This window comes from Thiomicrorhabdus aquaedulcis (assembly GCF_004001325.1).
GTDB classification, from domain to species: Bacteria; Pseudomonadota; Gammaproteobacteria; order Thiomicrospirales; family Thiomicrospiraceae; genus Thiomicrorhabdus; species Thiomicrorhabdus aquaedulcis.
Genome location: NZ_AP018722.1, coordinates 1,323,867 through 1,349,375, shown reverse-complemented (window position 1 = coordinate 1,349,375; position 25,509 = coordinate 1,323,867). Strand labels below are relative to the sequence as shown.

The 25,509-nt window shown below is 45.2% G+C and carries 17 protein-coding genes; 6 read left to right on the top strand and 11 right to left on the bottom strand.

What is annotated here, in order from left to right; genetic code table 11:
• Positions 1-23: 23 nt before the first annotated feature.
• Positions 24-2,663, bottom strand: a complete 2,640-nt coding sequence (gene gyrA / locus EP181_RS06155) for a DNA gyrase subunit A (RefSeq protein ID WP_127470872.1) — start codon at positions 2,661-2,663, stop codon at positions 24-26.
• A gap of 299 nt (positions 2,664-2,962) precedes the next feature.
• On the opposite strand from gyrA, the gene ubiG reads away from it, so the two are divergent.
• The 3 genes from ubiG to EP181_RS06140 all read left to right on the top strand — a co-directional run bounded on the left by ubiG (position 2,963) and on the right by EP181_RS06140 (position 5,140).
• Complete coding sequence (ubiG, locus tag EP181_RS06150) at positions 2,963-3,679, top strand: bifunctional 2-polyprenyl-6-hydroxyphenol methylase/3-demethylubiquinol 3-O-methyltransferase UbiG (RefSeq protein ID WP_127470871.1); 717 nt, start codon at positions 2,963-2,965, stop codon at positions 3,677-3,679.
• Positions 3,680-3,749: 70 nt separating this feature from the next.
• The gene (locus EP181_RS06145) at positions 3,750-4,442 is read left to right on the top strand and encodes an HAD family hydrolase (RefSeq protein ID WP_127470870.1); all 693 of its coding nucleotides are present in this window, start codon (positions 3,750-3,752) and stop codon (positions 4,440-4,442) included.
• On the top strand, positions 4,439-5,140 hold the full coding sequence (locus tag EP181_RS06140) for an SDR family NAD(P)-dependent oxidoreductase (protein ID WP_127470869.1): 702 nt from the start codon (positions 4,439-4,441) through the stop codon (positions 5,138-5,140). The genes EP181_RS06145 and EP181_RS06140 overlap by 4 nt, the downstream gene beginning before the upstream one ends.
• Positions 5,141-5,257: 117 nt before the next feature.
• Here EP181_RS06140 and EP181_RS06135 read toward each other — a convergent pair whose 3' ends face one another.
• Genes EP181_RS06135 through EP181_RS06120 form a run of 4 tightly spaced genes read right to left on the bottom strand, consistent with a single transcriptional unit; the run spans position 5,258 to position 11,686 of the window.
• A complete protein-coding gene (locus EP181_RS06135; protein WP_127470868.1) occupies positions 5,258-6,916 on the bottom strand; it encodes an ABC transporter ATP-binding protein in 1,659 nt (552 codons plus the stop codon).
• Between the two features lie 9 nt (positions 6,917-6,925).
• A complete protein-coding gene (locus tag EP181_RS06130) occupies positions 6,926-8,359 on the bottom strand; it encodes an ABC transporter permease (RefSeq protein ID WP_127470867.1) in 1,434 nt (477 codons plus the stop codon).
• Positions 8,360-8,398: 39 nt separating this feature from the next.
• Positions 8,399-9,376: an ABC transporter permease gene (locus EP181_RS06125; protein ID WP_127470866.1), complete on the bottom strand. Its 978-nt coding sequence runs from the start codon at positions 9,374-9,376 to the stop codon at positions 8,399-8,401.
• A gap of 3 nt (positions 9,377-9,379) precedes the next feature.
• On the bottom strand, positions 9,380-11,686 hold the full coding sequence (locus EP181_RS06120; protein ID WP_127470865.1) for an ABC transporter substrate-binding protein: 2,307 nt from the start codon (positions 11,684-11,686) through the stop codon (positions 9,380-9,382).
• A 149-nt stretch (positions 11,687-11,835) separates the two neighbouring features.
• Between EP181_RS06120 and EP181_RS06115 the strand changes: the two genes are divergently transcribed.
• Positions 11,836-12,615, top strand: a complete 780-nt coding sequence (locus EP181_RS06115) for an enoyl-ACP reductase FabI (protein WP_127470864.1) — start codon at positions 11,836-11,838, stop codon at positions 12,613-12,615.
• 162 nt (positions 12,616-12,777) lie between these two features.
• Here EP181_RS06115 and EP181_RS06110 read toward each other — a convergent pair whose 3' ends face one another.
• The 6 genes from EP181_RS06110 to EP181_RS06085 form a co-directional block, all read right to left on the bottom strand.
• Complete coding sequence (locus tag EP181_RS06110; protein WP_127470863.1) at positions 12,778-14,703, bottom strand: ABC-F family ATP-binding cassette domain-containing protein; 1,926 nt, start codon at positions 14,701-14,703, stop codon at positions 12,778-12,780.
• 106 nt (positions 14,704-14,809) lie between these two features.
• A complete protein-coding gene (gene lolD, locus EP181_RS06105) occupies positions 14,810-15,505 on the bottom strand; it encodes a lipoprotein-releasing ABC transporter ATP-binding protein LolD (RefSeq protein WP_127470862.1) in 696 nt (231 codons plus the stop codon).
• On the bottom strand, positions 15,498-16,748 hold the full coding sequence (locus tag EP181_RS06100; RefSeq protein ID WP_127470861.1) for a lipoprotein-releasing ABC transporter permease subunit: 1,251 nt from the start codon (positions 16,746-16,748) through the stop codon (positions 15,498-15,500). Before EP181_RS06100 ends, lolD begins: the two co-directional genes overlap by 8 nt.
• Before the next feature lie 344 nt (positions 16,749-17,092).
• A complete protein-coding gene (locus EP181_RS06095; protein WP_127470860.1) occupies positions 17,093-17,749 on the bottom strand; it encodes a trimeric intracellular cation channel family protein in 657 nt (218 codons plus the stop codon).
• A 162-nt stretch (positions 17,750-17,911) separates the two neighbouring features.
• A complete protein-coding gene (locus EP181_RS06090; RefSeq protein ID WP_127470859.1) occupies positions 17,912-19,228 on the bottom strand; it encodes an NAD(P)/FAD-dependent oxidoreductase in 1,317 nt (438 codons plus the stop codon).
• Positions 19,229-19,352: 124 nt separating this feature from the next.
• Entirely contained in the window at positions 19,353-20,591 is a 1,239-nt protein-coding gene (locus EP181_RS06085; RefSeq protein WP_127470858.1) for an RND transporter family protein, read from the bottom strand.
• 306 nt (positions 20,592-20,897) lie between these two features.
• On the opposite strand from EP181_RS06085, the gene mfd reads away from it, so the two are divergent.
• Both mfd and EP181_RS06075 read left to right on the top strand, forming a co-directional pair.
• Positions 20,898-24,359 carry a transcription-repair coupling factor gene (gene mfd, locus EP181_RS06080; RefSeq protein WP_127470857.1) on the top strand — a complete coding sequence of 1,154 codons (3,462 nt, stop codon included), beginning with the start codon at positions 20,898-20,900 and terminating at the stop codon, positions 24,357-24,359.
• Between the two features lie 32 nt (positions 24,360-24,391).
• Positions 24,392-25,039, top strand: a complete 648-nt coding sequence (locus tag EP181_RS06075) for a CsiV family protein (RefSeq protein WP_127470856.1) — start codon at positions 24,392-24,394, stop codon at positions 25,037-25,039.
• The last annotated feature ends 470 nt before the right edge of the window (positions 25,040-25,509 follow it).

Sequence of the window (25,509 nt, the reverse complement as noted above, 5' to 3'; positions counted from 1 at the left end):
ATTGTATTGCGTTAAACCTGTCGTTAAGACTCTGGTGTGTTGTCGGCTTGTGGCAAGGCGTCTTGCGCATCGCTTAGGTTTTCGGGCAAACCGTCAACCAAATTGTCTGCCACATCATCCGTCAAACTATCGTCGTCTTGTTCAAGATCGACCACCGCCAAACCAACCACTTGCTCGCCTTTGGTGACATTAATCAGTTTAACGCCCTGGGTGTTGCGCCCGACCACCGAAACTTCGGAGACGCGAGTGCGTACCAAAGTACCTTTATTGGTGATAAGCACCATTTCTTGATTGGCGTTGACCGACACGGCCGCGACCACTTGGCCATTGCGCTCGGTGGTTTTAATCGAGATAACCCCTTGCCCACCACGATTGATGGTCGAATAGTCGTCCACCGGGGTGCACTTACCAAAGCCGTGTTCGGTCGCGGTTAAGATTAAGGTATCGGGTTTAGCCACTTGCATGCTAATCACCTTAGCGCCGTCGCTTAACTTCATGCCGCGCACACCACGCGCGGTGCGTCCCATAATGCGTACGTCACTCTCTTTAAAACGAATGGCTTTACCAATATTGCTAAACAGCATAATTTCTTGCTGGCCATCGGTTAACGCCGTGCCCACCAATTCATCGTCGTCCGACAGGTCAACCGCAATAATGCCGTTGGCGCGTGGGCGAGAAAAATCGCTTAAGGCCACACGTTTTACAATCGAATCACGAGTGGCCATAAAGACCACGCGTTGTTCGTCAAACTCGTTTACCGGCAGTACCGAGGTAATGTGCTCGCCGTCTTCTAATGGAAACACGTTAATGATAGGTTTACCGCGACTGCCACGACTGGCCAATGGCAACTGCCAAGTTTTTTGCCAATAAAGCTTACCTTTGTTTGAAAAACACAGCAGCATGTCGTGCGTGCTGGCCACAAACAGCTGACCTACTTCGTCTTCTTCTTTCATGGCGGTGGCCGATTTGCCACGCCCGCCACGTTTTTGCGCGCGGTAATCGCTTAACGGCTGCGTTTTAATGTAGCCATCGTTAGACAAGGTCACAATGCGGTCTTCTACTGCAATTAAATCTTCGGCGTCCAAATCTTGATACGAATGGTCAATTTCGGTACGGCGAACGTCGCCAAAGGTTTCAATCACCTCAACCAACTCGGCTTTGACTACTTCGGTTAAACGGTCTGGGTTGCGCAAAATTTCTAAAAACTCGGCAATTTTGGCAATTAAACCACGGTATTCTTCAATGATTTTATCTTGTTCTAGCCCGGTTAAACGGTGCAGACGCATCTCTAAAATAGCCTGCGCCTGATTGGGCGACAGTTTGTAAATATCGTCTTTGGCGCCAAAGCCTTCGGGCAGGTCTTCGGGGCGCACGTCTTTAAGTTCAACGCGCTCTAATAAATCAATCACGCGCCCTAGCGGCCAGTTGCGCTCTAACATGCGCTCTTTGGCCACCGCTGGACTGGGTGAGGCTTTAATAAGCTCAATCATCTCATCGATGTTATTGAGTGCCACGGCCAAGCCTTCTAAAGTATGGGCTTTTTCACGGGCTTTGCGTAAGTCGTAAATAGTGCGGCGGGTTACTACTTCGCGGCGGTGTTTAATAAACGCCTCAATAATTTGTTTTAAATTAAGCAGCTTAGGCTGGCCTTCAATTAACGCCACCATGTTTACGCCAAACACCGTTTGCATGGACGTTTGTTTGTACAAATTATTAATAATCACTTCTGGGACTTCATTGCGACGCAGTTCAATCACAATGCGCATACCGTCTTTATCCGACTCGTCGCGTAGACCGGTAATGCCTTCAATTTTTTTCTCTTTAACCAACTCGGCAATGCGCTCAATTAAACGTGCCTTGTTGACCTGATAGGGCAGTTCGTGAACAATAATTTGCGACTTGCCCGACTTATCAGTTTCTACCCCAGTTCTAGCGCGAATTTTAACGCGACCACGACCGGTTTCATACGCCTCGCGAATGCCTGATGTGCCATTGATGATGCCGTAGGTTGGAAAATCAGGCCCTGGAATGTATTCCATTAACTGAGCCACGTCCATATTGGGGTTTTCAATAAAGGCTAAACAGGCGTTGACCGTTTCGGTGATGTTGTGAGGCGGAATATTGGTGGCCATACCCACGGCAATCCCCGACGAGCCGTTTACCAGTAAATTGGGAATACGTGTGGGCAACACATTGGGTTCGTGTTCTGAACCATCGTAGTTTTCTGAAAAATTAACGGTTTCTTTGTCCAAATCGGCCAGCAATTGGTGCGCCATTTTAGACATTCTAATTTCGGTATAACGCATGGCGGCGGGCGAATCGCCGTCTACCGAACCAAAGTTACCTTGTCCGTCTACCAGCATATAACGCAAACTAAACGGCTGCGCCATACGAACAATCGTGTCGTACACGGCCGTATCACCATGCGGGTGATACTTACCAATAACATCCCCGACAATACGTGCCGATTTTTTGTACGGTTTATTAAAGTCGTTGCCCAACACACTCATGGCGTATAAAACGCGACGGTGTACCGGCTTTAAACCGTCTCTTACATCTGGAAGTGCTCGTCCTACAATTACGCTCATGGCATAACTTAGGTAGGATTGCTCCATCTCATCTTCGAGAGCAATAGGAATAATTTCACGTGCAAATACTGACATCGATCATCCAATCTTAGTGGTAAATTTCTAAACCGCTTATTATAGCGAAATTTATAGCCAAAATTAGGGTTTAATAAGCAAATAACGGTCTTTAAGCTAAAATAAAAAATTCCTCGTCCCCCTAACGCCGACCAAAATAAAACCGCTCAAATCGCTTAATACGGCGTTTTTTGGACAAATCTATATTTTAAGTTGACCAGGCCTGGTCAATTAAAGCTCTAAACGCCATGCATATTTAGGTATAATTTTGGGCTAATTTTACTGCCCGCCTTCTATAACGCCTTTAATCGAGTAATCATATGACCATCGCAGCCTCTCACACCAATGCCGACGCCGGCGAGCTAGACAATTTTAATCGTCTGTCCAACACTTGGTGGGACCTTGAAGGTGAGTTTGGTGCGCTACACAAAATCAACCCGCACAGATTGGCGTTTATAGAAAAGCATGGCACACTTAAAGACATGCAAGCGTTGGATATTGGTTGTGGCGGTGGTATTTTGTCCGAAGCCCTTGCGCGTGCGGGTGCGGCCGTTACCGGCATAGACTTGGCCAAAGAGGTGTTAACCATCGCCAAGTTACACGGCTTAGATTCGGGTATTAAAGTGGATTACCAATTGGTGGCCGCCGAAGACTTTGCCCAACAACACCCGAGCCGCTTTGACTTGGTAACGTGCATGGAAATGTTAGAGCACGTTCCTGACCCCGCGTCGATTATTCGCGCAGCCGCTCAATTGGTTAAACCGGGCGGTTGGGTGTTTTTTTCGACCTTAAACCGCAATTACAAATCGTATTTATTGGCCATTGTCGCCGCCGAACACGTATTAAACTTGGTGCCTAAAGGTACGCATACGCATCAAAAATTTATTACCCCAGCCGAACTGGATGCCATGGCCCGCGAGGCCGGACTGTACTTGCGCGACAGCGCCGGCATTGAGTTTAATCCGTTGCTTAATCGTTATGGATTGTCTGATAATTTGGACGTGAACTATTTATTAGCCTATCAAAAAGGCCTTTAACGCTATAAAGTTTTGGCTTTAGTTGGTTTTAGTTTTTATCCCTACACTTTTTTTCAAGCAAGGTTTTTTCATGAGCATTCAATGCATTTTATTTGATTTAGACGGTACGCTATTAGACACCTCGTACGATTTTGCCTACGCCCTTAATAAAACTTGCCAAGAATTTTCACAACCACCGTTACGTTATCAAGACATTCGTAAAGTGGTGTCGCAAGGCGGTTTGGCCATGACTCAACTCGCGTTTCCCGATTTAAGCGGTGACGAACTGCAAGCGCGTCGCACGCACTTTTTAAAAATTTACTTTGACAATATTGCGCGCCACACTCAGCTTTTTCCGTCGCTAGAAGCCGGCCTGCAAGCGTTGGCCAATAATGCCATTCCGTGGGGTATTGTCACCAACAAACCCGGCTGGCTTACCGCTGAATTATTAACCCATTTTAACTTTCCCAGTACGCCACACAGCATTGTCAGCGGCGACACTTTAGCGGTGCGCAAGCCACACCCAGAACCCTTGTGGTTAGCGGCGCAACAGTGCCAAGTAGAGCCACAACATTGCTTGTACATTGGCGATCATCCGCGTGACATTAAAGCGGGCGTTAACGCCGGCATGCGCACTGCGGCCGCGTTATTTGGCTATATTCCAGAAGATTCTACCGCCCAAGATTGGCAAGCCGACTACCACTTTGGCACACCTTACGAACTGACCGAATTTTTAACAACCTTAACAACATCACCCCATTCCAATTTAAAGGAAATGTTATGAAAACCTATTTAATCACGGGCGCGGCCAGCGGATTGGGTAAAGCGTTTGCCACCGAGCTGATTGCTCGCGGTCATCACGTCATTTTGATTGATAAAGAACTCGAAAAACTGTATGACCTGTGCGATCAACTTGATTCAGACCAAGTAACGCTCTACCCATTGGATTTATTGGGTGCCAACATTGAGCACTACAAAGAGTTGCGAACGACGTTAACTGAGTATTACACGCATTTAGACGGCGTTATTTTAAACGCCGCAATTATGCCGGCGTTTACGCCTATTGCCCAGTTTGATTACAGTCAATGGTATGAGGTGCTGCACACCAATTTAAACGCTAATTTTCATATCATTCAGCAAACCTTATCGTTACTCACCCAAGCGCCTAATGGTCAATTGGTGGGTATTTTGGACCGTTTACCCAAGCAACACCCCGCCTTTTACGGTGCTTACGGCGTGGCCAAAGCCGGATTAGAACAGTTGTGCCGCACCGTCGCCGCCGAACAGACCCACAGCAATTTAGGCGTCTATTTGGCCAATTTGCCCGCGTTTGCTACCGCCGCTCGCGGCCGATTGTTTCCGGGTGAAAACCCCAATGACCTACCCAGCCCACAGGCGTTAGCCAAAGAACTGTTAAACGATTTACTGGACGAAAAGGCCGCTGTAAGCCAACCAAAGAGTGCTCTATTGAATCGACTGTAATTAATTAAGAAAAACTAATTAAGAAAACTAATTAAGAAAGAACGTTGACCAGGCCTGGTCAACGTGTTTAAAGCGCTTTACACCCATTAACACCCATTAACACTCATTAACATCACATTATGTGAGCAAAGTCTGCTGAATCAACTTGGGTGCAGAACTTAACAATGCCTTAGTGTAAGGATGTTGGGGGTTTTGCAGAACGCTTTGTACCGAGCCTTGTTCAACAATTTTACCCTGCTGCATCACCGCCACGTGGTGGGCAATGCCCGGAATAATAGACAGGTCATGGGTGATAAACAGATACGACATACCGTACTCTTTTTGCAAATCTTCTAACAAATCCAATACTTGCGCCCGCACGGTAACGTCCAGTGCGCTGGTGGGCTCGTCGCAAATAATTAATTCTGGCTCTACCGCCAACGCCCTGGCAATGCCAATGCGTTGGCGCTGTCCGCCCGAAAATTCGTGTGGGTAACGGGTTTTATGCTCACTCAACAGCCCCACTTGCGCCAAAAGTGCTTCAATGCGTTGGTCTTGCCATGCGCGGTTTTGTGGGCCTACTTTTAAGCTCACCATGCCTTCTCTAATAATTTCTTGAATGGTCATGCGCGGATTTAAGGCCGAAAAAGGATCTTGAAAAATCACTTGGACTTTTTTACGAAACGGCTTCATCTGTTTTTCGGACAATTGACTTAAATTGACACCACTGTCTGTCCCATTCGAGTCGTGTGCGTTAAAAAACACCGCCCCGTCGGTGGTATGCACTAATTTTAAAATGGCCTGTCCAATGGTGCTTTTGCCGCTGCCCGACTCGCCCACCAGCGCCAATGTTTGGCCTTTTTTAATCTCTAAACACACACCATCGACCGCTTTAACGTAACCCACAGTGCGCTGAAACAGGCCTTTTTTAATGGGAAAGTGCACTTTTAAATCGTGCAGTTTTAAGACGGTGTGCCCATCGTTGATTACCCTAAACTGCTTTTTAGGAACAGCGTCTTGCAGTAATTTTTGCGTGTAGGGATGTTGCGGGGCGTTAAAAAATTGGTTTTTTTCGGCCATTTCAACAATTTCACCCTGGCGCATTACGGCAACCGTATCGGCCATTTCGCTTACCACGCCCATGTCGTGGGTAATAAACAAGATGGCCAAGCCGCGCTTGTCGCGAATCTGCTTGAGTAAATCCAATACTTGCGCTTGAATGGTCACATCCAGCGCAGTAGTCGGTTCGTCGGCAATCAATAAATCGGGTTCACACGCGAGTGCCATGGCAATCATCACCCGCTGCTTTTGCCCACCAGACAATTGATGTGCATACCAATCGTAACGCTCACTGGGGTTGGGAATGCCCACCTCTTCAAACAAACTCACCACTTGCGCGCGTGCCGCTTTGCTTGACAGTTTAAGATGCACCCGAAGTACCTCGGCAACTTGTTCACCCACTTTCATAACAGGGTTAAGCGAGGTCATAGGCTCTTGAAAAATCATGGCCACTTTACGACCGCGCACCGCCTGCATTTTATATTCGGGCAAGGCAAATAAATCATCTTGATGCAACTTAACCCAATCAGCGGATACGCTTAAAGCGGGCGGTAACAAACGCATAATAGCCAATGAAGTTAATGACTTTCCGCTGCCGGATTCGCCTACTAAAGCGAAAATTTCGCCTGGCTTAATGTCAAAGTTAAGCCGATTAACTAACACAGTGTTGCCGGCAAATATTTGTAAATTTTTAACGCACAGCACCGGTAACGCCGTTAACAAGGGTAATTCACTCATACCAACTTCCTATTTTTGACCACGCGGATCTAAGACGGTTTGCACGCGATCTGAAAATAAATTTGCCGCCAGCACCAAAATAAACATAAAAAAGAACGCCGAAAACAGCGACCACCAAACCATAGGCTCACGCGCCATTTCTAAACGCGCTTGGTTAATCATATTGCCCCAACTGTGCATGGTGGGGTCAACCCCAACGCCCACATACGACAACACCGCCTCGGCGAGCACCAAGCCACTAAAATCAAGTACCAATGCAATCAGTACCAAGTGCATTAAATTGGGCATAATGTGACGTTTTATAATGCCAAACGGCCCTACGCCAAACGCTTTGGCCGCACTCACATATTCAATTTGACTTATTTTTAAGGTTTCGGCGCGCAATAAACGGCATAAGCCAGTCCAACTTGTCACCCCTAAAATAAAAATTAAAAACAACAACCTCATGTCGGCGCGTTCTTCGGTGCTGGTAAACCACTCGGGGTGATTGCTCATCATGACTTGCATAACCAACACCGCCGCTGCAATCAATAATACTCCAGGAATCGAATTTAACGTGGTGTAAAGGTACTGAATCACATCGTCTACCCAGCCTTTAAAATAACCGGCACTTATGCCCAAAATTAACGCTAACGGCAACATAACCAAGGTGGTTAGCACACCAATTAAGACGCCAGTGCGAATGCTTTTTAACGATTTATACAGGACATCAGCCCCCACTTTATCGGTGCCCAGCACGTGATAAAAGTGGCTTAAATAATAAGCGATTGTTAGCAAGCTTATTACCACAAACACCGTGATATAAGCCGCTCTAAGCGGCAACTTAATCGTGTCTGTTGCCTTATTTACGTGCTTATAACGCAGGGTATACAAACTCAAGACCACCAACATAAACAGCATCGCACCACCTAAGGCCTGCGCGCTTTTTATGAGTACATCGCGGGCTATTTGCTGCTGGGTAATGTCATGCGCTGTCTCGTGTGTTGGTAAGAGTAAATGTTGCCCCGCGTATTGCAATGGTACGTAACGTTGCTGTACTTGACCTTGCGCGTCGTACACCAAAGAACTGCTGTATTCGGTTAGCGCAAATGGCGCCGAATAGGTGCGTTCTTGTTGTTCAATTAAGTGCATTAACCCTAAATCTAATAGGCTATACACCGATTGATTGATGGTGGATGGCAAAGCGGTGTTTGTACTTGCTGATGAACTGTCTGCTTGGGTTGCATGAGTAGAAACTGTTTGTTTTAAATGCACTGAATCCAATAATGCAAACGTCAGGTAAAACATCAAAATTATCGTCGAACTCATGGCGATGGGAGAGGCAAAAACACGCCGCCATTGTTGGCGGGTGTGCATAGATTGTCTGGCGGATTTAATGGCCAAAACAATGATAAAGACCAAACTCCAGACCATGATATCGGTCCATAAAAAAACAACAGTCATGTTTACCATCCTATGCTAACGATTTTGTAACGATTTTGATTAGGTCAATTTGACGCGGGGATCAAAAAAAGTGTATGAAATATCGGTCAAAATAAGCCCCACAATGTAAAGCACCGAACCCAAAAACACCATGGCTTTTACAATGGAAAAGTCTTGGGCGTTAATGGCATCAATGGTGTAACTGCCCAGGCCTGGTATACCAAAAAACGATTCCATGATTAAACTGCCCATAAACAGGCTTGGAATGACCACCACCACACCGGTTAAAATAGGCAATAAACCATTTTGTAAAACGTGTGAAAACAGCACTTTTATTTCAGACAATCCTTTAGCGCGCGCAGTACGAATGTACTCTTTATTAATTTCTTCCAAAAAGATACTGCGATACCAGCGCACGCCGGCACCCAGCCCGGCAAACACGCCAATTAATACCGGTAAAATTAAAAATTTAACGCCATCCCAGCCGTTTTCATACCCTGAAATGGGTACCCAATGCCATATTTTACTGAATAATACTTGGCCAGCAATAATGTAAAACAGACCCGAAATAGACATAATTGCCACGGCCACCACCATGGCCGCAGTATCCAGTACCGTGCCCCTAAACAACACAATCAGTAAAGCCAGGGCAATGGTTGTGATTAAGCCAATAAAAAAAGTGGGCAGTGCAATCGATAGGCTCGGCCACATGCGTTCGTAAATATCCGCCGAAATCTGCCGTCCAGCGTCTGATTGTCCAAAATCAAACACAAATAACTTAAGCGACTGTTGTACAAACAGCGTTTCACTCAAAATGTGTAAACCCTCTGCATCGGTGTTAACAAACAGCGGTTTGTCATAACCGTGATCCACTTTCCAGGCCTGTATCATTTCGGGTGTAGTTTGTTTTGCACCCAATTGCGAGCGCGCCATATCATCGGGGGTATTGACCATAAAAAACAGCGAAAAAGTAATAAAATTGACCCCAATTAAAATGGGAATGGCCATGAGTATTCGTCTAACAATATACGCAAACATAATTTAGTCCTTACTCGAAGTAGACGTTGCAACCGTGTTTATCGCCAACGGAGATGCCAAAAGTAACGTTGCATTTTGCCGCTTAACATACGCTTTGCGTAACGGATAAATAGCCCCAATAATGACCAACAGCAACAACCAAAATGGCCAGGTAACCACTTGATTCCACTCATTTTGTAAAACCTTGCGTTGCTCAGGCTCTATTCGCTTGTATTTAAGCGTATTGTTGGCCAATGGATTAGCCCAAACATTGTGGTACCAAGAATGATACAGTGCCAAAGACTGCGGGTGGTATCCCCATGCCCAAGGCGAATCTTGCTGTGCGATGTGCACCATCTTATCAATCAATGCCTGGCGTTCAGGGGTATTGTCCATGTTTTGAACTTGTGCAAACAACGCGTTAAATTTGGGGTTGTCATAATTACTGCTGTTTATGCCCGCACCGTTGGTGTTAATAGCGGCATTTTTGCCCGCCAATAAAAATAAAAAGTTTTCAGGGTCGGGGTAGTCAGCGTTCCAACCCCATGAAAACATTTGTACTTTAGCCCCACGTACCTTATCTTGAAAACGATTGTAATTCGTGGCGCGAATAACCAATTGAATGCCCAATGCGGCAAACTGTTTGCGATACCAATTTAGCAAAGATTGACTGTCTGGCCCAGTGGCTGCGGTATCGTAATGCAAGACCAGCGGCTCACCATTGGGCAAACGGCCATTGGGATAGCCCGCTTCGGCCAACAAGGCTTTGGCCACGTCAATCGACTTACGTTGTGGGCGTTGTTCAAGCCAATCGTAAACCCACGGATTAATACCGGCTTGCCCCTCGTTAAAGCCAAAGATTCCTGGAGGAATAGGACTCTGCGCGGCCACGCCACGGCCGTTCATGAAAATAGAAATATACTCTTCAAAATTAAGCGCAATGCTAATAGCTTGACGTAGCTTTTGTTGTTGTGGAGAATACCCACCCACCTGTTCATCGGCCATGTTAAAGCCAAAATAAAGAGTTGAAGGTTGAATCACGTTTAAAAATTGAATGCCTTTTTCAGCCATTTCGGGCGTTAAACTCATCGACCCAGAGCTGGACACACTGATGGCTTGATCAAAACTGTCCGAACTTAAGCCTGAGGCATCGTAATAGCCTTGCAAAAACTTATTCCACAAAGGCACGCTCTCTTTTTCGAGCGAGTAAATCACCTCATCAATAAACGGAATGGGCTTGCCGGCATCGGCCAATAAGTTAGGATTAGCGTCAGAAGGCAAGCCATCAACGGGGTAAAAATCGGCACGATAATTAGGATTTTTTAACAGCCGCATCTGCTTATTAGGATTGTTTTCAACCAACTGATACGGCCCTGTACCCACTGGTGAGGTGTCTAAAGTAATGTTCTTTTTAACCAGGCCTGGTTGTTTGTAAAATCGGTCAACTTCCCAAGGAATGGGGGCGAAAAAGTTCATGCTCAACCAATACAAAAATTGCGGGTACTTGCCTTTAATGGTGATTTTAAAACTATGCGAATCAATGGCTTGCACGCCACTTATGGAATGCTTATTTAAGTCAAAATAACTGACTTTAGCCCCAAGTGACTCGCCCTCGCCAGCGTGCTGTTTTTGAATGTCTAATTGGGTTTGGTACAGCGCGGTAACCGACTTAGAAAATTCCTCTAGGCCAACAATATACTGAGTCATGGAATCTAAAATAGGCGAATGATTTTGGCGCAACGCCATGCGTTTAATGGCATACACATAATCATCGCTTCGCAGTTGGCGCTGTGCGCCCTGCTGTAAATCGTTTAGGTTGTTTAGGCTGTTAAGCGTGGCTGGATCTAAATTAAAATACAACGCCTCACCCTGTGCATCTTGTGCAAACGCCGGATGCGGCTGGTACAAAACCCCGGGTTTAAGACTAAACGTGTATTCAGAATACGCAATGGCTTCAAACTGCGCGTCAACCGGTTGAGCGTCTTTGTCCAAATAACGCACTTTTGGCATCTCGCGCAAGGTTAACGGCTCTAAGGTGTAAGGTCGTTTTAAATAGTGGTATTGCAACGGTGGTTCATAAATTTGCCCTAAAATACTCCACTCATTTGAGCTGTAAGATACCACCGGATCGAGGTGTTTGGGCGATTGATCAAACGAGCTAAATAAGGTTTTGGACGCGATTTGGTCATGGCTATAAGGACTGTTCCAAGGCGTATTGGCCAACACCGGCGACTGAATCGCCACACTTAAAAGTCCGCACGACAACAAAACGCGCCCAATAAAGCCCCTATTTAAAAGCCTACCAAATAAACTCTTATTGAGTGATTGCATCACGTCAACACCTTAGTAAATTATAAAGAAGGCTCATTATAGCGAATAATTTAACGTTATAATGCCGTAATGCCTGCAATGCTGGTTCGTGCATCTTGCCGCTTAGCTACGCAATCAAAATACCGAATGAATAAATAAAGGAAGAAAACATGGGATTCTTAGCCGGCAAAAAAGCCTTAATTATTGGTGTCGCAAACAACAAATCCATCGCTTACGGCATCGCTAAACAGATGCACGCTCAAGGAGCCGAAATCGCCTTAACTTATCAAAACGATAAGTTAAAAAGTCGCGTTGAAGCGATTGCTGAAGAATTAGGCGCTAAAGTGGTTTTGCCATTAGACGTAGGCAGTGACGAACAAATCACCGACACTTTTAATCAACTTGCCCAGGCCTGGTCAGATGGTTTAGATATTTTGGTACACTCTGTGGCCTTTGCTCCGCGCGCCGAACTAGAAGGCCGCATGATTGACGCGTCAACCCGCAGTGGTTTTAGCCTAGCGCACGACATTAGCGCATACAGCCTAACCGCGTGCACCAAAGCCGCTTATGAAATGCTTAAAGCCAAAAACGGCGCGGTATTAACCATCTCTTACTTAGGTGCAGAACGCGCGGTGCCTAATTACAACGTCATGGGCATTGCCAAAGCGTCATTAGAAGCCACGGTACGTTATTTAGCCGCCGATTTAGGGCAAGATGGCATTCGTGTTAACGCTGTGTCGGCCGGGCCTATTAGAACCTTAGCCGCATCGGGCATTAAAGATTTTAGAAGTATGCTGGATAAAGCCGCGGCTGCTACGCCGTTAAGACGTAATGTGAGCATCGAAGAAGTGGGCAATACCGCCGCGTTTTTATGCTCAGATTTGGCCTCGGGTATTACTGGCGAAATCACGTATGTGGACGGTGGTTACAACATTACCGCGTCTAACTAAGACGGGTAACGCCCTAAACGGTTTGTTTTTATGCCCTGCATGATGAGTAAAAACGAGCCGTTTAACAGAGATACCTTGATGTAAAATGCAGTTTGCTTAGATGTTGAGATGTTTAGTTATTCAGTTAACTTAAATCAATCTATAAATCAATCTTAATTCATTCTAAACAAACTGCTCTTCTGCCTTGGCCTGTTCTATTTCTAACGTTTCTTGCAGTTCTAACCATTGAATTTCACACGCTTCAATCTCTTTTTCGGCACGCGCTTGCACCATTAAACATTCGGTAAGCAGGGCTTTATTGTGTGCTTCATACAAACTCACGTCTTCCATTTGTGTGTGCACTTGGTTTAATTGTGCCTGAGCCAAATCAAGTTGTTTTTCAAGCTTACCAATGGTCAGCTTTAATGGCTTTAACGCCGCATCAATCTGTTTACGGGCGTGGGCATTAACTTGGCGTAACTGCTTTTTAGAGGGTGCAATATCGGGTCGAGTGGCTTTTTGTTCATTTTGTTTTTGTTTAATTAATCGCAATCGCGCTTGCAAATACGACTCTAAATCACCGTTATACAGCGTCACTTGACCTTCGTGCACCCACCAAAATTGGTCGGCAATACTGGCCAGCAAATGCTTATCATGGGTGACTAAAATTAACGCTCCGGTAAAATCTTGCAACGCCATGTCTAAGGCATCGCGGGTTTCCATGTCTAAATGGTTAGTAGGCTCATCTAAAATGATTAAATTGGGTTTTTGAAACACGATTAATGCTAACGCCAAACGGGCTTTTTCACCTCCCGAAGCGTGTTTAATACTGGCCAAGCACTGCTCATTTGTAAACCCAAAACCGCCCAAAAAGTCGCGTGCTTGCTGATCCGAAGGCGCTTCTGGCATAGACAATAAATGCTGCAATGGGCTTTGCTCTAAGTGCAAAGAATCCAGTTGGTGTTGAGCAAAGTACCCAAATTTAACCCCATGACTGGTTTGCACTAAGCCTGCTTGCGGAACTAAATCACCCACAATCACTTTAATAAGCGATGTTTTACCTGAGCCGTTTACGCCAACCAGCCCAATACGGTCGCCGGCGCGCAATACCAAATCGACTTTATTTAAGAGCAATTTTTCATCATAACCAAAGCTGACTTTTTGAATACTCATCATAGGATCGGGTTGATGCAAAGGTTCAAAAAAGTGAAATTGAAACGGATTAGACGCTTGCACAGCGGCCACTTCTTCCATGCGTTCTAAGGCTTTTACCCTACTTTGGGCTTGTTTGGCTTTACTGGCTTTGGCTTTAAAACGTTCAATAAAACTTTTTAAATGCTGCATTTGTTGCTTTTGCTTGTCGTGCAGCGCGTGTTGCTGCATTATTTGCTCGTTGCGTTGACGTTCAAACGAGGCAAAATTTCCCGAGTAAAAAGTAATTTTTTGATCGTGAATGTGAGCAATGCCCTGCACCACTTGATCTAAAAAATCGCGGTCGTGTGAAATCACTAATACCGCACCCAAAAACCCTTTTAACCATTGCTCAAGCCAGGCGACGGCTTCAATGTCCAAATGGTTAGTGGGTTCATCCAATAAGAGTAAATCGGCACGTTGCATTAAGGCACGCGCTAACTTTAATCGTACTTGCCAGCCACCCGAAAACTCGTTGATTTGTTTGCAAAAATCGTCTTCAACAAAACCCAAACCATACAATAGTTGCTGAGCCTTTTGAGGCACTTCATAGCCTGAAATTTTATCCAAAGTGTCATACGACTCGACCAATAAGGCCTCATTATGAGTTTGTTCGGCCACCTTAAGTTGATCTTGAACTTGCGCATAGACACTGTCTCCGTGCATTACGTAATCCAGTGCGTTAACCTCTTTTTGATGAACCTCTTGCGCCACATAACCAATTAACCAATTAGCTGGAATGCCAATGTGTCCAGCGTCAAGCGACGCCTCGCCTAAAATGACCTTAAACAACGTGGTTTTGCCCGTGCCGTTTTGGCCAATTAACCCCACTTTTTGCCCTGGATGAATGTTTAAATTCACCCCTTGAAACAGCGACTTTAGACCCGCACGAACACTTAAACCTTGCAAAGACAGCATATAAAAAATCCAGATTACAACAAATTTGATTAAAAACAGAGACTAAAACAGATAACCAGGCCTGGTTAAACGCAATCACCAGGCCTGGTCAAATTAAAATAAGCCGTTATTGCGTGTGTAACGAGCCATCGCGCAAGATGAGTTGGCGATCCATTTTGGCCGCCAAACTTAAATCATGGGTCACAATCAGTAACGCGGTGCCAAACTCTTGATTGAGTTCTAACATTAAGTTAAAGACTTGCTCAGCCGAATGATAATCTAAGTTTCCTGTCGGCTCATCGGCCAAGATGCACTTGGGTTGAGTAATTAATGCCCGAGCCATAGCAACGCGTTGGCGTTCGCCTCCCGACAGCTCACTGGGTTTGTGGTGTAAGCGGTGGCCTAATCCCACGCGTTGCAACAACACTTGGGACTGCTTTTGTGCTTGGCTGGCCGAGTCACGACGAATTCTGAGCGGCATCATGACATTTTCGAGTGCTGTAAGCTCTGGCAATAAATAATGAAACTGATACACAAACCCCATATATTGGTTGCGTAAACGACCGCGTTTTACCTCATTTAAACCTGAAAACGCTTGCCCCATTAATTGCACGTCACCCGAGCTTGGTTGGTCTAAACCGGCCAATAAATGCAGTAAGGTGCTTTTACCCGAACCTGAGCTACCAATAATGGCGAGTTTTTCGCCTTCTTGCACGTCTAAATTTAAGCTAGCAAACACGGCCGTAGACAAACTGGCTTCTTGATACACTTTGCTTAAGTTAGTGGCTTTTAGGACTAAATTGCTTTTAATAAAATCACTCATAACGTAACGCCTCCGCAGGTTGGGTTTTAGCGGCTTTGCGCGCAGGGTACAAGGTTGCCAACAAAGTTAAAATAAAGGCAATCATGGTAATAGACCATACATCGTTCCAGTCAAGTTTTGAGGGCACTTGGCTAATGTAATAAATGTCGGGTGGGAAAAATTGAATGCCCAACAACCCTTCTACAAACGGCACAATAACATCAATGTTACTGGCCAAACTAATCCCACCTATAAGACCCATGACGGAGCCTAATATACCAATCACTAAACCCTGAATTATAAAAATAAGCATAATGCTGTTAGGGGTCGCACCAATGGTTCTCAGTACAGCAATGTCACTTTGTTTGTCGGTTACCACCATGACCATGGTAGAAACAATGTTAAACGCGGCCACCATAATAATCAGTGCTAACACAATAAACATCATGCGTTTTTCCATTTCAATGGCTTTAAAAAAGTTGACGTGTTGTTGCGTCCAATCTCTTAATAAATACCCATCGTCCATTTGCTCGGCAATCTTTTTACGCACTTGACCGACTAGAAATAAATCGTCTAATTTAAGCTGTAGTGCGCCATAGGAATCATTGTATTTAAAGACTTTTTGGGCATCATCAATATGAATAATAGCCAAGCCGCTGTCGTACTCGTGCATGCCCGCTTCAAATAAACCCACTACGGTAAAACGTTTAATGCGGGGTACAACGCCCACGGGCGACACGCTGCCTTGGGGCGCAATAAGGGTGATTTTATCGCCCACGGTTACGCCCAAACTTTTGGCCAATTGCCCACCTAAAATAATGTTAAAACCGTTGGCGGTTAAGTCGTTGAGGCTGCCATAAACCATTTTGCTTTGAATGTCGGCAACCTGCCCTTCAAACTCGGGTAATATTCCGCGAATGGCCGCACCTTTTACCTGGTTGTTATTGGTAAGCATGCCTTGTTCCATGATGTTGGGTGCGGCACCCAATACATGGGGCTGATTAATTACTTTGTTGTATAACGCGTTCCAATTTTGCAAACGTTCGTTGCTTTCAGTCACTGTAATGTGTGATGTCATGCCCAAAATTCGTTCACGCAACTCTTCTTGAAAGCCGTTCATAATCGACAATACGGTTATTAACGCGGTAATGCCTAAAGCAATGCCAATCATGGATGAAAATGAGATAAACGAAATAAATCCGTTTCTGCGTTTGGCCTTGGTGTAGCGCAAACCTAATAAAAGTTCGTAGGGCAGTTTAAACATAAGGGGTCTGGGTTCCAGTTATCAAAACAATCAAAGTAAGGCTTTAAGCCAGGATGAAACTTTTTTAGGTGTTAACGCACAAATAGAGACCTTTGCACGAGTGGATGTACGGCTAAAAATGGTTAAATTTTTCCTGCTTTTCGTTGCACCCCAAAGGTACTTCCGTTGGGCGGTCACTTGTGAATAGCCAGCTATTCACTGCGTTTCCCGCCTCAACCAGGTAAATTTTTCTTCATTTTTTTCTCGTACCCCACTCGTGCAAAGGTCTCAAATAAAAATGGTTAGGATTCAATTAGTTTTGTTGCACATCACTCGTGCATAGGTATCTCAATAAAATTGTTAAGTTATTTTTTAGACGAATCTGTATGTTTTTTTTGCGTGGGCGTCACTACAGGGCTAAAAACAGGCAAACTGTAATCGCGTAAAATAGCCATCATGCGTAAGCCAAACACCACTAACATGGCTAAACCAATAGCCCATTCAGTTTGGTGAGCGTAATCGTTTACCAATACAAACACACTGGCACCTAAAAAAGAGGCGGTGGCGTAAATCTCTTTACGAAGTATCAGCGGAACTTCGCCCACCAAAACATCTCTAATGACTCCGCCGGCCACGCCCGTCATAATACCTGTCATGATAACAATAGGGTCGCTTAATCCTAATGCCATCGCTTTTTGAGCGCCTATTACGGTAAAAACGGCCAATCCCAAAGCGTCTAATAATAACAATAAACGCATGGGCGCCGGTTTAAAACGTGCGTAAAAAAACATAAATAAGGCCGACAGCACAATCACATAAATATACATGGGCTGGCTTATCCAAAACACAGGTTGGTCTAAAATAATATCACGCAGCGTTCCACCACCAATCGCTGTAACCATGGCAATAACAATAGCACCAAACAAATCGAGTTGTTTACGGCTGGCCGCGAGCAGTCCGGTAATGGCAAACACCACCGTACCTAATAAATCTAAATAATGTAATGAAAGGGAAATACTCATGCGCGGTATTATAAGGGGGCGTGGCTAAAAGTAACGAAAAAATAGTTTAAAAATGCCATAAAAAAACGCCCTTTTAGTGCCATGACCAAAAGGGCGTTTTAACGGTGGTACATCTATTCATCTCAAGAAATGATATTAACCGCGTTTAATGCGGTAAACGGTTTATTTTTCGGATTTTAAGCGACTAATGCCCAGCATTTTCATAATGTACTTTTGGTAAATAGGTTCAGAGTTACCGGCTTTCATGTTGCGAATAAAGTATTTTTCAAACGCGATTTTAGCCAAATGCACCCATTTGCCTTTTTTAGCCCAGGTTAAATTACGCGGTGGAATTTGTGGCAACGCCACAAATGCTGCACCCGAATCGCCCATGTCGGCTAAACATACTGTGTTCCAAGTAGGCTCTTCGCACGGCTCTTTGCCTTGCAAATTAGCTTCTATGTTATGGCAAATGGCCGTCACCATCGACTCAATCATCAAGCCGGTTTTAGGCGTTCCGCAGGGCACAGGGCACGTGGTGTCAACCGGAGGAATGGCAATGCCCACGCCCAAGGCATAAATATTATGATACGTTGGGTTACGGCTAAATTGATCCACTTTTACAAAACCACGCGGGTTTACCAATGCACCGCCGGCTTTGGCTGGGTCAGCATCAACCATTTGTTGTAAAAATTTACTGCCTTTAAAGGCCGGCAACATCATCGAGTATTTAAACGGCAGTTGATGTTGATCAATCACCTCACCCCGATTACTGTATTCGTCAACAAACATCATGCCATCTTCAATTTTGGTGACTTTGGCGTTGCAAATCCAATTAATGTGGCGGGCGCGCATTTCTGATTCCATTAAGCCTTTAGAGTCGCCCACGCCACCCAAGCCTAAATGCCCAATGTATGGCTCAGCGGTAACAAATGTAATGGGCACTTGGCTGCGTAATTTGCGTTTACGCAAATCGGTTTCCATAATCATGGCAAACTCATACGCTGGACCAAAGCACGATGCGCCCTGCACCGCGCCTACTACAATCGGGCCTGGCTCTTTGCAAAAATCTTCCCATTCATCATAGGCTTCAACCGAATGCGGGGTTGTGCACACCGAAACTGTGTGGCCGCCATGACTTTTAGGGCCAAAGCCTTCAATTTCATCAAACGCCAACGCGGGGCCCGTGGCTAAAATAAGGTAGTCGTATTCAAGCTCTCGACCGTCATCCAACGTAATTTTATTGGCATTTGGGTCTAACCCAACACACGTTTGGTGATAAAACTCAATGCCTTTTCGCGTTAAATACGGCTCTAGCTTAAACGAAATGTCTTCGGCCTTACGCCAGCCGACCGCAACCCAAGGGTTAGACGGCACAAAACTAAATTCTTCAACGGCGTTAACCACTTTTACCGTATGCCCCTTATCAAGGTGCTTACGAATATCATACGCCATGGGCAAACCACCGGTGCTAGAACCTACAATAACAACTGTTGACATATTTTTTCCTTTTTTAGGTGTTAGGCGCAACCGCTTTACAGTGATTTGCGCCTAGAACAAATTATTTTAGACGCGGTATCATCAAACATTGAGCGCCTAATTAAAAATCAAATTTATGAATACGTTATGGCTCTTCATTAGTATTTTTAATAAAAGCCCCGATTTTGCCGTTTATTAACAGCGCTGGTAACACGCCAAGAATAAAAACAGTCGAAATAACAATTGCCACTAAGGTCACCGCACTGGCACTCACCATCAAGCCATTATTACTAAGCAATAACACACTCAAACCGGCAAACAAAACAACCGAACTCATCCAAATTGGCCGGGCTACGCTGGCCATCGCGTACTTTACGGCCGCAGGTGTGTCGTTTAAAAAACGGTTTTTAGCCCGCACGTAACGGGTAAAAAAGTGAATTCCGTCATCCACAATCAAACCCATTGGAATAAATAACAGTGTTAAAAAAAGTGCCTCATTGCCCACCGTTATCCAAGACTGATAAATCACCAGCGTGAACAGCAAAGCGATTAAGTTTAAATAAACATTTAACAACGCTAAAGCAAAGCGACGCCAAAAAAACCAAAACAGCCCTAAAAACACACCAAAAAAAATCCCCGTCATCCACAACGCATCCAATACAAGGCGTTGCGTTAAAGCCACGTAAACCAGTAAACCAACGCTGGCAAGCGCACTTAAAACCACTGTTTTTTGAGTTATCTTTGGACGTTTAATCAACCATTGCGCTATAAAACCAAAGCCATGACGATCGCTTGTAGACCCCACCCTAAACTCAAGTAACCACGACAGTAAAATTAATGGCAACCAACTGATGACCGTTAAATAACTTAATAATGCCCCCACCGCGACCATCCAAGCCAAATCGTGCAAACTGCTGTCAAACCATGCCGCAAAGGCAAAGCCCAATGCGGTGGTGCTGTTGGACAAGAAAATAGGCACATTATTGCTGTTTAATGCTTCAGCCAACGCATCAAACTGAAACACCCCGCGCGCCATTTCGCGCAATACACTTAACATAAGATGAATTAAATTACTGGTCAGCAAACTGATTACCACCACCAAACCCAATAACGCCTGGGCACTAATTTCAAACCCCAACCAGCCCAGCGCGCCCAATGTAAGCATAACAATAAAGCCACTTAGCCCCGCTTGCAAAAAACCGGTTTTAACCGAATCGGCAAACCAACCTACTGCAACGCTCATCAAAACGATGCTTAAAAACAGCCAACTCAAGTCTGGGTAAACGACTTGCAAAGCCGCCTTGTCTAACCAAAGCCAGCCCAAGAGTAGGCCAAAACTTAATAAACCAAAGCCCGCAAACAGCGCTAATCGGTGATGTGCCATGGTTTGAACCCATGTAAAAGCCCAATTTTTGCCCATAAAACCTCTTAAAAGAAGACGAATAATCGCCATTAAAAAATAACTTTTAGCGTTCAGTAGTTTAACCCGAATATTTCACAAATTTGCACCAACCCTACTTGCCCCTTGATTCCACAAGGCCAATTTTCTCAGTCGGTCGTAATCGTGGATACGACGCTTCTTCTAAAATGACCTTGTGGAATCAAGCTACTGCGCAATCTAGGCACAAATTCATCAAACATTCGGGTTAGAATATCGGCACTTAATTTTTTAAAGAATCTTGTTTCCGTAATGAAAAAACTGCACTCTGTTTTATTTGACCAAGCCATCGTCCTTCGTGGCAATCGCTCTTATTGGGGGGCGCTCAACGCGTCCGAAAGCGCACTCGTTATCAGCCAAACCGCCGCACATTCACCAGGCCTGGTCATTGTGTTAACCAAAGACAGTCAAAGTGCTAATCAACTGGTCGAAACCTTGCAGTTTTTTAACCATCAAGCCACCCCTATTATCAGCTTTCCCGAATGGGAAACTTTGCCCTACGATCAGTTTTCGCCGCATCAAGATATTATTTCTGAGCGTTTAAAAACGTTGTATCAGTTACCAGGCCTGGTCAAAGGCATTTTGATTTTGCCGGTCGCCACTTTACTGCAAAACGTCGTACCGCACAGCTATATTCAGCAATTTAGTTTTGTGCTTAAAACCGGCGACACTCTAGCGCTCGAATCGTTTGCCAGCCAGCTAGAAGCCAGCAGTTACCAACGGGTTGGTCAGGTAATGGAACACGGCGAATTTGCGATACGCGGCTCCATTATTGACCTCTACCCCATGGGCAGCAAGCTGCCCTATCGTATTGATTTATTTGACGAAGAAGTCGAAAGCATTCGCAGTTTTAATCCAGAAAGTCAACTGTCGATTGAAACCATCGCCAATATTGAGCTGTTACCCGCACGTGAATTTAACTTTACCCAGCAAGGCATTGATTTATTTAAACAAAAGTTTAGAGATTACTTTGGCGACGAGGCACGCAAAGCGCAAATATACCAAGACGTGAGTCAGGCGCAAATGGTCGGTGGACTGGAGTATTATTTACCGCTGTTTCACACTCAATTAACGCCTCTGTTTAGCTATCTGCCCGCCAACAGCACCTTTTTTGATTTTGGCGAGCTCGAAGCCAGTTTGGACAAGATTCACCACGACTTTCAAGAACGCTATCAAATTGGCCAACACAACCCCGACTTTCCGCTGCTCAAACCCGACCAACTTATTTTGTCTAAAACCGAGTTTTTAACCGCGCTTAAACCCTACCATCGCATCACGTTAGAACCGCAAATAGGCGACAAAACCACCACAGCGTTTAACACCAAAACCTTGCCCGACCTAACGGTGCAATCGCAAAGCGATTACCCACTGAGCAAGCTCAACGCCTTTTTGGACGCGCACCCCAGCAAAATCATTTACAGCGCCGAAAGCACTGGACGACGCGAAACCTTGCTGGGATTACTGGGCAAACTCAGCACCGAACGCACCCTCAAACACATTATTCCGCAAATTGTCAACGATTGGCCTGCCGCGCTCAACGCCCCCCACACCTGCATTGTGGTCAGCCCGCTTGAAGAGTCTATGTACTCAGACGACGTATGCGTAATATCCGAAACGCAAATTTTTGGCCAAACCGTGGTGCAAAAGCGTCGTCGCAAACGCAAGCACAACGACTTTGACAGCGCGGTCAGCAACCTTATTGAGCTGGACATTGGCAGCCCCATTGTCCACATAGACCACGGAGTTGGACGCTATTTAGGCTTGCAAACCTTGGACATTCGTGGCGAACTGCGTGAGTTTTTAACCATTGAATACGCCGGCCAAGCCAAATTATACGTGCCCGTTACCTCGTTGCATTTTATCAGTCGCTACACCGGTGCCACCCCAGAAAGCGCGCCACTGCACAAGCTGGGCACTGACAAGTGGGAAAAAGCCAAACGCAAAGCCGCCGAAAAAGTCTTTGATGTGGCCGCCGAGCTGCTCGATATTTACGCCCAGCGTGCCGCCAGGCCTGGTTACTCTTTTAAAACACCGCAAGACGCATACTTACGCTTTTGCGCCAGCTTTCCGTTTGAAGAAACTCCCGACCAACAGCAAGCCATCGAAGCGGTGTATTTGGACATGCGCAGCGACAAACCCATGGACCGACTCATTTGCGGCGACGTGGGCTTTGGTAAAACCGAAGTGGCCATGCGTGCCGCCTTTATGGCCGCGTACGATGGCAAACAAGTCGCCATTTTGGTGCCCACCACATTATTGGCGCAACAGCATTTAGAAAACTTTAGAAACCGATTTTCAGATTGGCCGATTCGCATCGAAGCCCTGTCACGTTTTCAATCGGCCAAAGAGCAAAAAGTTACCCTTGAGGCGCTAAAAGCTGGGCAAGTCGATATTATTATCGGCACCCACAAGCTGATTCAAAAAGAGGTGCAATACCAAAATCTTGGCCTTATTATCATTGACGAAGAACACCGTTTTGGCGTAAGACAAAAAGAGCAGCTTAAAAAAATGCGCGCCGAAGTAGACGTGCTCACCATGACCGCCACGCCCATTCCGCGAACCTTAAACATGGCCATGAACGACCTGCGCGATTTATCCATTATCTCTACCGCACCGGCCAAACGTTTGGCGGTGCAAACCTTTGTGCAAGAATGGAACGACGACGTGGCGCGTGAAGCCTCTTTGCGTGAAATTAGGCGCGGTGGTCAGGTGTATATTTTGTTTAACCAAGTCAATAAAATTGAGCAGATGGTCGAGCACATTCAAGCGCTTATTCCCGAGGCTAAAGTCACCTTTGCGCACGGTCAAATGAACGAGCGCGAACTCGAAGACGTAATGGAAGCGTTTTACCACCGTCGCTACAATATTTTGGTGTGCACCACCATTATCGAAACCGGCATTGACATTCCCACTGCCAACACCATTTTAATTCACCGTGCCGATAAATTTGGTTTGGCGCAACTGCACCAACTGCGCGGTCGCGTCGGACGCTCACACCATCGTGCTTACGCCTATTTATTTACCGCCGGCAAAGCCATGCTCAGCAAAGACGCCGAAAAACGCCTTACGGCCATTGCCAAACACGACACCTTGGGGGCGGGTTTTATGCTGGCCAGTCACGATTTAGAAATTAGGGGTGCAGGCGAACTGCTGGGCGATGGCCAGTCGGGACAAATTCAAGAAATTGGCTTTACTCTGTACAGCGAACTGTTAGAACGCGCTGTTAAAACGTTAAAATCCGGCAAGCAACCCGAGTTTAATCGGGCGTTACACACCGGCTCTGAAGTGGATCTGGGTATTCCTGCGCTTATTCCAGAAGATTACCTGCCCGACGTGCACAGCCGTTTGGTGTTTTACAAACGCTTAGCCAGCGCCAGCAGTACGCACGCACTGCGTGAGCTTGAAGTTGAAATGATTGACCGCTTTGGTTTGTTGCCACAACAGGTTAAAAACCTGCTGGCGGTCACGCACATTAAATTGCAAATTGAACCCATGGGCATTATTAAACTCGACGCTTCAGAGGCGATGATTCGTTTTCAATTTAACAGCCAACCCGACATTGACCCGGTTAAACTCATTAAACTCATTCAATCACAACCCAAGCAATACCAGCTTAAAGGGCAAACAGAATTAAAATTTTTAGATACAATGCCCACCCTAGAACACCGTATGGCGGCAATTGATTACACCTTACGTAGCATTAAACAGAATTAAAAACCCTTAAAGACCCTTAAAGGCTGACTATTATGAACAACATTACCACTCCCACGTTTGCCATGCCAAGATGGGTGTTTGTAGGCTTAATAAGTCTACTCACTTTAACGGTCTTTAACCCAGCGCACGCGGCCGAAAACTACAACATTGAAGTGATTGTGTTTGAAAACTACACTCAAAAAGCCTGGACTGAAGAAGTTTGGCCAGCCGACGTTGAACAGCCTTCTACTCAAAACAGTGTGTCGCTCTCGCAAATCGGCAGTGCGCCATTAGGCATTGGTCAAGCACCCAAAAACCTTACCCAAGTGGTCAGTAAAATGAGCGGTTCACAAGGGTATAAAATTCTGTTTCACCAGGCCTGGTCACAAACTGCAGGCAACTCGTCTAAAAGCCCCAGTGTAATCATTAACGCACCAGCGCAAACTGGCTCGCAATTAAACGGCACGGTTAAACTGTACAAAACTCGCTTTGCCCATGTAGCCGTTGATTTAACGTTAGATAAAATTATTCCCACTCGCATACGCGATGATTTTGCACGCCATCAAAAAATTTCGGCCAACCTCTTACCAACTCATTGGCGTTTTAATTTAAAAGATGCCCGAAAAATAAAACCTGGCGAACTGCATTACATTGACCACCCGCAGTTTGGCGTGTTGGTGCAAATCACGCCCAAAAGCTGATGCGCTTTAACCACTAACCCGCTTTAACGCCAATGCGTCGTTCTCATTACCCCATTTATAATTTTTAAGCGCATGTGCTTATACCTAACATAGGTATGTGCGTATCTATTTTTTAAACGAATAAATTGAATAATACGAATTAACTGTGTTAGTATAATAGTATTAAAGCCATTTAAAAACTACAAAAATCAACCATCGTTATAAAAAAATTTTATAAAAAATGGCTCATCTTAGCGCAAAAAACCCTCAAAAAAGCCTTAAATCTCCACCTTAATTGTACTTATCTTGTACAACTTAAATGGGTTCTAACTGGTAAAAAATAAATTTTAAAAATAGTTATTTCTGCACATTAGTACGTAAATTAATATAATTATTTACTTAACCAATTGGTTCATTTTCGTTGTTACTTCGCTAATTTATTTAAAAAAATATAGTTTTTTACCCTGAAATCACCCTTTAAGGTGATACGC

What these genes read in the sequence shown, in the direction of transcription:
- EP181_RS06120 (WP_127470865.1), bottom strand. Translation starts at nt 11,686, where the DNA reads ATGCAATCACTCAATAAGAGTTTATTTGGTAGGCTTTTAAATAGGGGC.
- EP181_RS06110 (WP_127470863.1), bottom strand. Translation starts at nt 14,703, where the DNA reads ATGCTGTCTTTGCAAGGTTTAAGTGTTCGTGCGGGTCTAAAGTCGCTG.
- EP181_RS06090 (WP_127470859.1), bottom strand. Translation starts at nt 19,228, where the DNA reads ATGTCAACAGTTGTTATTGTAGGTTCTAGCACCGGTGGTTTGCCCATG.
- mfd (WP_127470857.1), top strand. Translation starts at nt 20,898, where the DNA reads ATGAAAAAACTGCACTCTGTTTTATTTGACCAAGCCATCGTCCTTCGT.
- lolD (WP_127470862.1), bottom strand. Translation starts at nt 15,505, where the DNA reads ATGAGTGATTTTATTAAAAGCAATTTAGTCCTAAAAGCCACTAACTTA.
- gyrA (WP_127470872.1), bottom strand. Translation starts at nt 2,663, where the DNA reads ATGTCAGTATTTGCACGTGAAATTATTCCTATTGCTCTCGAAGATGAG.
- EP181_RS06115 (WP_127470864.1), top strand. Translation starts at nt 11,836, where the DNA reads ATGGGATTCTTAGCCGGCAAAAAAGCCTTAATTATTGGTGTCGCAAAC.
- ubiG (WP_127470871.1), top strand. Translation starts at nt 2,963, where the DNA reads ATGACCATCGCAGCCTCTCACACCAATGCCGACGCCGGCGAGCTAGAC.
- EP181_RS06085 (WP_127470858.1), bottom strand. Translation starts at nt 20,591, where the DNA reads ATGGCACATCACCGATTAGCGCTGTTTGCGGGCTTTGGTTTATTAAGT.
- EP181_RS06100 (WP_127470861.1), bottom strand. Translation starts at nt 16,748, where the DNA reads ATGTTTAAACTGCCCTACGAACTTTTATTAGGTTTGCGCTACACCAAG.
- EP181_RS06075 (WP_127470856.1), top strand. Translation starts at nt 24,392, where the DNA reads ATGAACAACATTACCACTCCCACGTTTGCCATGCCAAGATGGGTGTTT.
- EP181_RS06125 (WP_127470866.1), bottom strand. Translation starts at nt 9,376, where the DNA reads ATGTTTGCGTATATTGTTAGACGAATACTCATGGCCATTCCCATTTTA.
- EP181_RS06145 (WP_127470870.1), top strand. Translation starts at nt 3,750, where the DNA reads ATGAGCATTCAATGCATTTTATTTGATTTAGACGGTACGCTATTAGAC.
- EP181_RS06135 (WP_127470868.1), bottom strand. Translation starts at nt 6,916, where the DNA reads ATGAGTGAATTACCCTTGTTAACGGCGTTACCGGTGCTGTGCGTTAAA.
- EP181_RS06140 (WP_127470869.1), top strand. Translation starts at nt 4,439, where the DNA reads ATGAAAACCTATTTAATCACGGGCGCGGCCAGCGGATTGGGTAAAGCG.
- EP181_RS06130 (WP_127470867.1), bottom strand. Translation starts at nt 8,359, where the DNA reads ATGACTGTTGTTTTTTTATGGACCGATATCATGGTCTGGAGTTTGGTC.
- EP181_RS06095 (WP_127470860.1), bottom strand. Translation starts at nt 17,749, where the DNA reads ATGAGTATTTCCCTTTCATTACATTATTTAGATTTATTAGGTACGGTG.